11 protein-coding genes are annotated in these 11,577 nt (G+C 41.3%); 9 read left to right on the top strand and 2 right to left on the bottom strand.

Translation table 11 applies throughout. From position 1 onward, the window contains the following. Positions 1-12: 12 nt before the first annotated feature. On the top strand, positions 13-789 hold the full coding sequence (locus WMO43_RS07600; RefSeq protein ID WP_353530776.1) for a CheR family methyltransferase: 777 nt from the start codon (positions 13-15) through the stop codon (positions 787-789). A gap of 161 nt (positions 790-950) precedes the next feature. Here WMO43_RS07600 and WMO43_RS07595 read toward each other — a convergent pair whose 3' ends face one another. Continuing rightward, the gene (locus WMO43_RS07595; protein ID WP_353530775.1) at positions 951-2,051 is read right to left on the bottom strand and encodes a ribonuclease H-like domain-containing protein; all 1,101 of its coding nucleotides are present in this window, start codon (positions 2,049-2,051) and stop codon (positions 951-953) included. 223 nt (positions 2,052-2,274) lie between these two features. Here WMO43_RS07595 and rsxC point away from each other — a divergent pair, with 223 nt between their 5' ends. The 7 genes from rsxC to WMO43_RS07560 all read left to right on the top strand — a co-directional run bounded on the left by rsxC (position 2,275) and on the right by WMO43_RS07560 (position 8,725). Continuing rightward, the gene (rsxC, locus tag WMO43_RS07590; protein ID WP_353530774.1) at positions 2,275-3,597 is read left to right on the top strand and encodes an electron transport complex subunit RsxC; all 1,323 of its coding nucleotides are present in this window, start codon (positions 2,275-2,277) and stop codon (positions 3,595-3,597) included. A gap of 16 nt (positions 3,598-3,613) precedes the next feature. Next, positions 3,614-4,555 carry an RnfABCDGE type electron transport complex subunit D gene (locus WMO43_RS07585; protein WP_177963356.1) on the top strand — a complete coding sequence of 314 codons (942 nt, stop codon included), beginning with the start codon at positions 3,614-3,616 and terminating at the stop codon, positions 4,553-4,555. Further along, the gene (locus WMO43_RS07580; protein WP_177963355.1) at positions 4,548-5,159 is read left to right on the top strand and encodes an RnfABCDGE type electron transport complex subunit G; all 612 of its coding nucleotides are present in this window, start codon (positions 4,548-4,550) and stop codon (positions 5,157-5,159) included. Before WMO43_RS07585 ends, WMO43_RS07580 begins: the two co-directional genes overlap by 8 nt. A 2-nt stretch (positions 5,160-5,161) precedes the next feature. Continuing rightward, a complete protein-coding gene (rsxE, locus tag WMO43_RS07575; protein WP_177963354.1) occupies positions 5,162-5,851 on the top strand; it encodes an electron transport complex subunit RsxE in 690 nt (229 codons plus the stop codon). Next, entirely contained in the window at positions 5,852-6,427 is a 576-nt protein-coding gene (rsxA, locus tag WMO43_RS07570) for an electron transport complex subunit RsxA (protein ID WP_353530773.1), read from the top strand. Between the two features lie 12 nt (positions 6,428-6,439). Beyond that, positions 6,440-7,231, top strand: a complete 792-nt coding sequence (locus WMO43_RS07565; RefSeq protein WP_353530772.1) for an RnfABCDGE type electron transport complex subunit B — start codon at positions 6,440-6,442, stop codon at positions 7,229-7,231. 102 nt (positions 7,232-7,333) lie between these two features. Then, on the top strand, positions 7,334-8,725 hold the full coding sequence (locus WMO43_RS07560) for an MATE family efflux transporter (protein ID WP_177963351.1): 1,392 nt from the start codon (positions 7,334-7,336) through the stop codon (positions 8,723-8,725). On the opposite strand, the gene WMO43_RS07555 is transcribed toward WMO43_RS07560, so the two are convergent. Next, on the bottom strand, positions 8,722-9,717 hold the full coding sequence (locus WMO43_RS07555) for an FAD:protein FMN transferase (protein ID WP_353530771.1): 996 nt from the start codon (positions 9,715-9,717) through the stop codon (positions 8,722-8,724). The two genes, WMO43_RS07560 and WMO43_RS07555, sit on opposite strands and share 4 nt — an antisense overlap. 862 nt (positions 9,718-10,579) lie before the next feature. On the opposite strand from WMO43_RS07555, the gene WMO43_RS07550 reads away from it, so the two are divergent. Then, positions 10,580-11,563: an RpnC/YadD family protein gene (locus WMO43_RS07550; protein WP_353530770.1), complete on the top strand. Its 984-nt coding sequence runs from the start codon at positions 10,580-10,582 to the stop codon at positions 11,561-11,563. Positions 11,564-11,577 lie beyond the last annotated feature (14 nt).

Here is an 11,577-nt window from a genome sequence, read left to right as displayed (position 1 = left end):
CGGAGATAGTGAATGGAAGGTTACGAGAAGTTTAAAAAAGATGTTTACAATTTGACAACGATTGATCTGAATGCTTATAAAGAAAAGCAGATGAGACGTCGGATTGACACATTGATCACAAAGAACAACAAGACTTCTTATGATGACTATGTCAGACTGATCAAAAGTGATAAGGAAAAATTCGAACAATTTATCAATTTCTTAACCATTAATGTATCAGAGTTTTACCGGAATCCGGAACAATGGACAGTTTTAGAAAAAGAACTGTTCCCGGCACTGATCCAGAAGTTTGGAAAGAGATTGAAGATTTGGAGTGCTGCCTGTTCCACAGGCGATGAACCATATTCACTGGTTATGGCATTGTCAAGACATCTTCCGTTAGAAAATATTCATATTATAGCAACAGACATAGACAAGCAGGTCTTAGATAAAGCAAGACTTGGCATTTATAACGAAAAGAGCATTGCTTCTGTGCCGGATGACTTTAAGAAGAAATACTTCAAACAGGTAGGTTCTTCATATCAGATTTCTGACCAGATTAAAAAATGTGTAGAATTTCGTGAACATGACTTGCTCAAAGATACGTATCCGTCTGACTGCCACCTGATCGTGTGCAGAAATGTTGTGATTTATTTCACGGAAGAAGCGAAAGATGAGATTTACCGGAAGTTTAACCGGTCATTGGTAAATGACGGACTGTTATTCATTGGCAGTACGGAGCAGATTACCAATTATAAAGAACTTAACTTCAGAAGAAACAAATCCTTTTTCTTTGAAAAAGGGAGGTAATACAAAACCTCAGGCACTGGTATGGTAGCCTGAGGTTTTTTCTAAGTTCTCAAATTTCTAAGTAAATATTTCTAAATTATTAAGTTTTATATAACTATCTCACTTAAATTTTCTTAAAAAAGATTTTATATGTTATTTAGTGTAAAATATTTTAAGAAGATTTACTTTGCCATCAACAGCAGTGATAACACATGCATCACATAGGCTTTCACATCCGTCTCATTGTCAATGAATTCATCCGTCAATTCAAAATAAGTGATCTTATCATGGTATTCTAATTTAAAATAAGGAGAGACCACAACCTGATGCTGGGGCAGGAAACAGCCGGTCTTTTTGCTGTAACAGGTAGCTGCTTTGGCTTTCGTCCGGTAATTCTTGTCTACATAAAAGGCAACACTTTTATGAATAGCAGTATCCTCCTCCGGCAGATAGTAGTAATCCTTATAATTCGGATAGAAATATTTCAACTCACCACTGTAGATTTTGATACTCAGCTTCGTGGTATCCTGATAGCTGGTCAGATAAAATTGATCAAATCCATAGGAGATACGTTTTGGCACCGGATACTGGTTCTTTAATGTGATGATACATTCGTTCTTGGTAATGCTCTGATAGTCCTCATAGAGATTTTTTACAATGGAATCTACCGTAAAAGCTCCCTGAAAAATCTGAGGATAGGAGAGGATCGGAAGCAGATCGATCATGCCTAAGACATCTTCATAGTTGTGAATCTGTAAAAGATAACGTGCCTCTTCCTCCTGCGTGGCAACATACTGATGATAGACGTTGATCAGATCGCCGCCGGAATAGAGATCCTCCCTGCCGATCCCTAAGAATTTTTCTACGGTCTTTTGCTTTAAATTCGGCAGTTTGAAAATCTTTTTGAATTTCGAAAGAGCACGGAAAATATCCAAATTTGAAAACTCTAAAAACGGAGCAGGCATCCCATAGGTCTGGCATTTTGCAGTCAGATAAGGAATGTCGAATCCAAGTCCGTTAAAAGTGATCAGTGTCCGGTATGGTTTTAACAATTCTAAAAAAGCAGATAGGATCAGACGTTCTTCGTCCGGTGTGTCGGCGAAAAACTGATCGATACAGATGAGGTTTCCCTTTCTTCTGGCACAGCCGATCAGATATAGCGAAGTATTTACCGGAGAAAATCCGGTGGTTTCAATATCAAAAAATACAGAATCCTCTGCAAATAAAGCATTTGTAAGGGAATTGGTATTGTCAAAATTTAACTCTTTGTGCCAGGTCTGCATCGTTTTTCTTTCCTCCTGTTTATCATGGAAATATTCTACCATATTCTGTTTCTTTTACAAATATTTTTTTCGTGTATTTTTCTCTGTGCAAGGAAAATTAACATGAATTTTGCAGGGAAAACGGTTGTAGAATTATGGGTATATGGTATAATATAGCGGAAAGTTGTATGAGAGGGGATCAGTACAACGACACAAAAAATAACTTAGGAAAGAGGGGAACAAAATGGGTATTTCGACATTTAAAGGCGGAGTCCATCCCTACGATGGCAAAGATCTCGCAAAGGATCAGCCGATACGAAGAATCAAACCCAAAGAAATTCTGGTCTATCCATTGTCTCAGCACATCGGAGCACCGGCATCACCAATTGTTGCAGTAGGTGATACGGTCTTAAGAGGACAAAAGATTGCAGAAGCAGGCGGATTTGTGTCTGCACCGGTTTTCGCATCCGTATCCGGTACGGTAAAGGCAATCGAGCCAAGACATGTAGCGACCGGTGATCTGGTAAATTCTATCATTATTGAAAATGATGGAGAGATGAAAGAAACAGATTTCCATGGTGTGGAAGATGTTGCAAGTCTTTCTAAAGAGCAGATTATTGAAAAAGTAAAAGAAGCAGGCGTAGTAGGTATGGGAGGTGCCGGATTCCCGACACATGTAAAGCTCTCACCAAAGGAGCCTGATAAGATTGAATTTATTATTGCAAACTGTGCAGAGTGTGAGCCATATCTGACTGCAGATTACCGGAGAATGTTAGAGAATCCGGAAGAACTGATCGGCGGTATGAAAATCGTCCTGCGTCTGTTTGACCATGCGAAGGGAATCCTCGGTGTGGAAGACAACAAACCGGATTGTATCCAGAAGTTGAAAGAGCTGACAAAGGATGAGGAACGCATAGAAGTAATGCCATTAAAGACAAAGTATCCACAGGGTGGTGAGCGTCAGTTGATCTATGCAACCACCGGACGTGCAATCAATTCTAAGATGCTTCCGGCTGATGCAGGATGTATTGTAGATAACGTGGAGACTTTAGTAGCGATCAACCGTGCAGTCAAAGAAGGGAAACCGGTAATGGACAGAATCTTTACCGTAACAGGTGACGCTGTTGCAAATCCGGGCAATTTTGAATACTGTATCGGTATGAGCTATGCGGAAATTTTAGAAGAAGCAGGCGGATTTAAGGAAGATCCGGAAAAGATGATCTCCGGTGGACCGATGATGGGATTTGCAGTCTTTAGTCTGGAGATTCCGACAACAAAGACGTCATCCTCCCTGCTGTGCTTTAAAAAAGATGATGTTTCAGCAAGTGAAGTGACAGCATGTATCAACTGTGGACGTTGCGTATCTGTCTGTCCGGAGCAGATCGTTCCATCTCGACTTGCAAAAATGTCACAGTTCCATGATTCGGAAAGTTTTGAAAAATGGAATGGTATGGAGTGTATTGAATGTGGAAGCTGCAGTTATATATGTCCTGCAAAACGTCCGTTAGCACAATATATCAAGACCATGAAAAAACAGATCTTAGCAGAGAGAAGAAAGAAACAATAGAAAGAGGTGTAGAACTGTGAGTGAGTTATATAATATATCATCTTCGCCGCACATCCGTGCGAAAGATACCTCGGCAAAAATCATGCTCTATGTCATTATCGCATTACTGCCGGCAAGTATCTTTGGTGTGTACAACTTCGGGCTGCGGGCTTTGTTATTGATTGCAGTCTGTATCGCAACCTGTGTGGCATCAGAATGGATTTTTGAAAAGATTGTACATAAAAAGAGTACGATAACAGACTTCAGTGCCGTGTTAACCGGATTATTATTAGCATTGAACCTTCCATATACCCTTCCAATCTGGCAGGCAGTACTTGGAAGCGTGTTCGCAATCGTCATTGTCAAGATGTTATTCGGAGGACTGGGTCAGAACTTTATGAACCCGGCACTTGGAGCACGTTGTTTCCTGCTTGTATCTTTTGCAAGCACCATGACAAGTTTTACCTATGACGGTGTTACCGGAGCAACTCCGTTAGCCCTGATGAGAAACGGCGAGAGCGTAGATACTATGAAGATGTTCCTTGGAACAACCGCAGGAACGATCGGAGAGACCTCCGTCATTGCACTTTTGATTGGAGCTGTTTTCCTGATCCTGATGGGTGTCATTGACCTTCGCATCCCGGGAAGTTATCTGATCACCTTTGTTGTATTTTTACTGATCTTTAGTGGAAAAGGATTTGATGTGAACTATATTGCCGCACAGCTTTGCGGAGGCGGTCTGATGCTTGGAGCATTTTTCATGGCAACCGATTATGTCACATCACCGATCACACCAAGCGGAAAGATCATCTATGGTATCCTGTTGGGTATCCTGACCGGATTATTCCGCCTGTTCGGTGCAAATGCAGAAGGTGTATCGTTTGCAATCATCTTAGGCAACCTCTTAGTGCCGATCATTGAAAAGCATACGATCCCGAAAGCGTTTGGCGTGAAAAAGGAGGGAAAGAAGCATGAATAAAAAGATTGTCAAAGATGCAATGATCTTAACTGCCTTTACCCTTGTTTTAGGCCTGATCCTCGGTGTGGTCAATGAAATCACAAAGGGTCCTATTGCAAAAGTAAATTATGAAGCAGAACAGGAGTCCTACCGGAATGTATTTAAGGATGCTGATTCCTTTGAAGAATATAAGGATTTTGATGCAAAAAAAGCAGAGGATATCATCGCTAAGAGCGATTATGCCAATGATGAGATCTTATCTGTAAACACAGCATTAGATAAATCAGGTGAAGTGCTTGGATATGTAATTTCCGTAACATCCCATGAAGGAAGCCAGTCAGATATCACACTTTCTGTCGGAATCCGCAACGATGGCACATTGAACGGATATTCCATTACATCCATCAGTGAGACACCGGGACTTGGTATGTTAGTACAGGAAAAAGCATTTTACTCTCAGTTTGAAAATAAATCAGAATCGTCATATACCGTTGTAAAGACAGCACCATCTGCGGACAATGAGATCGAAGCCGTAACAGGCGCAACCATTTCATCAAGAGCCGTAACCAATGCAGTCAATGCTTCACTGGTATATTTTCAGACGGTCTTACAGGGAGGTAATTAAGCATGAACAGAAATGTTGAAAGATTATACAATGGTATTATCAAAGAAAATCCGACCTTCGTACTGATGTTAGGTATGTGTCCGACATTGGCAGTTACATCTTCTGCGATCAACGGACTTGGAATGGGACTTTCAACAACTGTGGTTTTAGTAATGTCAAACCTGTTGATCTCCGCATTTCGTAAGGTCATTCCAAATGGCGTTCGTATGCCGGCTTACATTGTAATTGTAGCATCCCTTGTTACTGTCGTGCAGTTTATCATGCAGGCGTATACACCTTCCTTATCGGAATCCTTAGGTGTGTATATCCCGCTGATCGTTGTAAACTGTATCATCCTTGGAAGAGCAGAGAGCTATGCATCCAAAAATCCGGTCATTCCATCTGCATTTGACGGACTTGGAATGGGTCTTGGTTTTACGATCGGTCTGGTATGTATCGGTTTTATCCGTCAGATTTTAGGTGCAACACTTGGAATCACAATTTTCATCATGGCTCCGGGAGCATTCTTAGTTCTGGCATTTTTAGTTGCCGGTATGAACTGTGTTCGTGAAGCAATGGAGAAAAAGGGAAAACCTTTAGCTGCTCCAAGCGGTTGTCTTACCGGAGACTGTAAAGGTTGTGACCATCTGTCTATGTGTACCGGAAAATTACCGGAAGAGACAGCGGATACCGGAAAAGAGGAGGGCAGATAAATGAAAGAATTATTAATTATTGCAGTGGGTGCTGCCATTGTCAACAATGTCGTACTCAGCCAGTTCTTAGGAATCTGTGCATTCCTTGGAGTATCTAAAAAAACAGAGACAGCTGCCGGAATGGGCGGAGCGGTAATCTTTGTTATTACCCTGTCCTCTTTTGTTACGGGTCTTATTTACAAATATATCCTGACACCGCTCAATGTCCAGTATTTGCAGACAATCGTATTTATTTTAGTCATTGCAGCGTTAGTGCAGTTAGTAGAGATGTTCTTGAAAAAATCCATTCCATCGTTATATCAGGCGCTCGGTGTCTACCTGCCTCTGATCACAACCAACTGTGCCGTATTAGGTGTAGCATTAAATAACGTTACAAAATCCTATACAATCTTACAGGGTGTGGTAAATGGACTGGCAACATCCGTCGGATTCTTTATCGCGATCGTTATTATGGCCGGAATCCGTGAGAAAATTGAATATAACGATATTCCGAAACGTTTTCAGGGAACTGCGATCGTCCTGATCACAGCAGCATTGATGTCTATCGCCTTTATGGGCTTCTCAGGCATGATTTAGGAGGGAATGGATATGAGTGTAAGTGCAATTATTATCTCCGGTCTTGCTGTAGGTGGAACCGGTATCCTGATCGGTTTTATTCTTGGAATCTTCGGAGAAAAATTTAAAGTAGAAGTAGATGAACGTGAAGAAGCTATTTTAGAGGTTCTTCCGGGAAATAACTGCGGTGGATGTGGTTATGCAGGATGTTCCGGTCTTGCAGCCGCGATCGTAAAGGGAGAAGCCCCTGTTGGACAGTGTCCGGTCGGAGGCAGCCCTGTCGCAGAAAAGATCGGAAAGATCATGGGCGTAGAAGCATCTGAAAGCGCCCGTCAGGTTGCCTTTGTCAAATGTGCAGGCAACTGTGAAAAAGCAAGGAAAGATTATGTATATACAGGAGTAGAGGATTGTGCGGCAATGGCATATGTTCCAAATGGCGGTCCTAAGTCATGTAATTATGGCTGTCTGGGATTTGGAAGTTGTGTAAAAGCATGTCCGTTTGGTGCAATTCAGATCATTGACGGAATTGCCGTTGTCGATAAAGAATTATGTAAAGCATGTGGTAAATGTATCGCTGCCTGTCCGAAAGAATTGATCGAATTCGTTCCTTATGAGGGCAAACACTTTGTTCAGTGTAGTTCTCACGATAAAGGAAAGAAGGTTATGGACGCATGTGCAGAAGGCTGTATTGCCTGCCGCCTGTGTGAGAAGACCTGTGAACACGATGCGATCCATGTAGAAGATAACGTTGCACATATCAACAAAGATCTCTGTGTAGAGTGTGGTGCATGTGCTACAAAGTGTCCGAAACATGTAATTCTTTAAGAAAAACAAAATCTCTTATAAATGACACTGTAGTGTGATTCTTTACATTGTAAACAGCTTCACTGCAGTGTTTTTGTATATACACATAAGAAAGGAACAGAAATGAAAAAATTTATAGGAGATAAAGCATTTTATAAGATGGTGCTGCTTGTTGCAGTACCGATCATGGTACAGAATGGGATTACGAACTTTGTCAATCTGTTAGACAACATCATGGTCGGACAGGTTGGAACAAACCAGATGTCCGGAGTTGCTATTGTCAATCAGCTCATAACGGTATTCAATCTCTGTATCTTTGGTGGAGTGTCCGGCGTTGGAATTTTTACGGCACAATACTATGGCAGCGGAGATGAAGAAGGGGTACGTCACACGCTTCGTCTGAAATTAATGGTGGTTGCTGTCTTAGTTGGTATCTGGTTTCTGGTATTTGGAATCTTCGGAGATGATCTGATCCGGATGTTTTTAAAAGGAGATGCACAGGGGAATGATGCGGCATTGACATTTGAATATGCAAGGGAATATTTGCATATTATGATGGGATGTCTGATCCCGTTTGCACTGACGCAAACATACAGTGGGACCCTGCGTGAGACCGGAGAAACGATTGTCCCGATGAAAGCAGGAATCGTTGCTTTTTTTGCAAATCTGCTGTTAGATTACAGTCTGATCTTTGGAAAATTCGGATTTCCGGAACTTGGGGTACGCGGAGCAGCGATAGCAACCGTGATCGCACGAATCGCAGAAGTGGCGGTTGTCATGGCGTGGGCGCACAGTCATACGGCAGAAAAACCGTTTATACGCGGTGTGTACCGTTCTTTCCATGTGCCGATGGATTTAGTAAAGGAAGTTATCAAAAAAGGAACCCCGCTGCTGTTAAACGAGACGTTATGGGCAGGCGGAATGGCAATGCTGGTACGCTGTTATTCCTCGAGGGGACTGGTGGTGGTTGCAGGGATTAATATCGCAACGACATTATCCAATATGTTCAGTATTGTCTATATCGCAATGGGAAGTGCGATCGGAATCATTCTAGGACAGCTTTTAGGAGCAGGAAAGATGGAAGAAGCAGTGGATACCGATAGAAAACTGATCTTCTTTTCTGTGGCAAGCTGTTTGGGTGTTGCCATTTTAATGATCATTGTATCTCCATTCTTTCCGCAGATCTATAATACCAGTGATGATGTCAAATATATTGCGGCATGGATCATCCGGGTGCTGGCAGTCTGTATGCCATTGAACGCATTTATGAATTCAACCTATTTTACTCTGCGTTCCGGCGGAAAGACGATCGTTACCTTTTTATTCGACAGCTTCTATATCTGGGTTGTAGACATTCCGGCAGCTATTTTGCTCATCAATTATACAGACTGGAATGTGATCCTTGTATATTTCTTAGTGCAGATGATGGAAATTGTAAAATGTATCATCGGCTATGTGCTGGTAAAAAAAGGCGTATGGCTGAACAATATGACCATCAAAGCAGCAAACAGTTAATTTTCATGGAATGGAATCTCAGAGCCGATGCCGGAGGACTTATGAAGTGTAAAATCTTCAGTAATGAATACGGCTTCGGCTCCTTTTGTATTTTCAATCAGTTTCATCCCATCTTCTAAGCCGAGTGCAAAACAGGTGGTACTGAGTGCATCGGCATCAACAGACGAATCCGTAATAATGGTAACACCAAGTAGGCCATTCTCATAAGGATACCCGGTTTTTGGGTTTAAAATATGATGGTAGCGTTTACCGTCTTTTTCAAAATACCGTTCATAGACCCCGGAAGATACAAGAGAAGCATCAGTAATATCAACAGATGCGATCGGAGAACCAGAATCATCGAATGGTTTTTGTATGCCGATCTTATAAGTATCGCCGGATTTTTTCGGACCAACGGTTAACACATTGCCGCCAAGATTAATGATCCCCTCGGTAATGCCATCTGAACGAAGTTGTGCCTTCATCTGATCTGCAATGTAGCCTTTTGCAATCCCACCAAGGTCGATCTGTGTTTTCGGATTTTTTAAGGTTACGGTATTGTCTGATATCTCAATATTATGATAGTCCACGGTAGGAAGTGCGGCATTAATGTCTTTTTGAGACGGAACAGTATCCTTATTTTCACCAAAATCCCAAAGAGAAGAGAGTTCGCCGATCGTGATATCAAAGGCACCATCGGAAAGCTCGCTGTAATCAATGGCTTTTTGAAGCATGGAAATAGTTTCTTTTGAGACTACTACCGGTTTTCCTTTTGCATGGTTGATATTCCAGATATCACTGCCTTTTTTCGTGGCACTTAAAAGTTTTTCATACTTGTCTGCAAGAGCAAAACAGGACTCTAATTCTGGTTCGGCATCCGCGTCGTAAAGAGTGACTTTTATGACAGTATCAAAATAGAAACCCGTTTTAGACACAGAGGTATCCTGTTTTTGGCAGGCAGCAAAAAAGAGTGCACTCAGTAAGCATACAAAAATAGTCAGATATTTTTTCATCAGAAGTCTCCTTAATCTAAAATCTGTTTTCGATATTTACTTCGTATTATAACATATGTGCATGAAAAAGTCTGTGTTCAGCGAGCTTCCGACGATTATTGCAAGTTTCCTTGTGTTAAACATTCCGCTGAACCTCCTTCAAAACAGGAAGCGTGTTCGCCAGAGGGCTCTACGCTTCCGGGAGTTTCATCTCCATAGCACAAAAAGAAACTTTTCATAATCGTCGGGTGCTCGCTGGGATACACGTTGTCTAATGCGGTTCGGGAAGGAAGTTGTTCTACGTTGAGATTTTTGGGCGGATATTACAAGTAGAGTGATGCAGATTAGATGTGGTATTGGATGTTATTTACATAGTATTGTCAATTTGTTTAATATTTTTAAAATATTGAATAATTTCACAAATACAATTCTTTTTATAAGTTATTTTAGGATTTTCTATGCCGTACCGCTGTCCTCGGCTATTCCCACAAACAGTTGCGAGGCTTCCGTCGCGAGGAGCACACTGCCGCTCATGTTTTGTGTCTGTCTAAGTCCGTAGGGCGAGTTACACAAAACATGAGCAAAAAGGCATGGCGGCGAACAGGAAACGCAGCATGTCTGCGGGGATAGCCGAGGATAACACCAGCGTATAAAGAAAAAATACTCACAATTGCATTCAAACTCGGTTGTAACACTTTTCCCACCATGCTATAATACTCTCAAAGCATATTTTCTTATATAAGGCGGCAATTCTGCCGTAGTCTATTACAAATCTTATTCAGATCAGAAAATTCATGCTTTTCCAACATTATGAACAGCAGGAGTTTTCGAGAAAATAAGGATAAGAACTCCTGCAAGACAATTTCACACAGGAGGTAATACTATGACAGAAACCCCAAATGAAATCCATGTTGCAAGAAACCACAAGGACAGACTGTTCCGCATGATATTCCGTGAAAAGAAAGAGCTGTTAAGTCTTTATAATGCAGTCAACGGAACATCTTACACAAACGCAGAAGAACTAGAGATTGTAACCTTAGAAAATGCCATCTACATGAACATGAAAAATGATCTGGCATTTATTATGGATTCCTATTTGAACCTTTATGAGCATCAGTCCACTTATTCTCCAAATATGCCATTACGGGATTTGTTTTATATCGCAAAGGAACTGCAGGGACAGGTTGATCACAGGGATCTGTATCGCAACACACTCATCAAAATCCCGACACCGAGATTTCTAGTATTCTACAATGGTTCGGAGGAACAGGCAGAAAAGAAATATTTAAGGTTGTCAGATGCGTTTCAAAAATCGATGGACGATCCGGATTTAGAATTAGTGGTAACCATGCTAAATATCAACCTCGGAAAGAATAAAAAGTTATTAGAACAATGCCAGACCTTAAAGGAGTATGCGATTTATGTGAAGAAAGTACGAACTTATGCAAAGAATATGAAGAATGTAGAAGAGGCAGTGGACAAAGCGGTGACAGAGTGTATCCACGAAGGAATCCTGCGGGAGTTTCTGCTTCGAAACAGGAAAGAGGCGGTGGAAATGAGTATTTTTGAATATGATGAGGAAGCAGTCTTTGAGATTGTCCGGAAAGATGAATATGAGAAAGGACTTCAGGAAGGTCTGGAAAAGGGGATTGAGCAAGGGATTGAAAAAGGCATAGAAGAGGGAAGAGAGGAGGGTTTTTCAGCCGGAAAAGCAGATGCTATCTTAGAATTATTAAAAGATATCGGCACGATACCGGAAGAAATCCGCAAAAAAGTCTGTAATGAAAAAGATATTAAAATCCTGAACGGTTGGTTAAAACAGGCAGCAAAGGCAGAATCTATAGATGAGTTTATATCGAAAATGTAAGTAAATGAATCATA

The sequence above is a fragment of the Maccoyibacter intestinihominis genome (genome assembly GCF_040096355.1).
Classification (GTDB): domain Bacteria; phylum Bacillota; class Clostridia; order Lachnospirales; family Lachnospiraceae; genus Maccoyibacter; species Maccoyibacter intestinihominis.
This window is presented reverse-complemented; position numbering and strand designations above follow the sequence as displayed.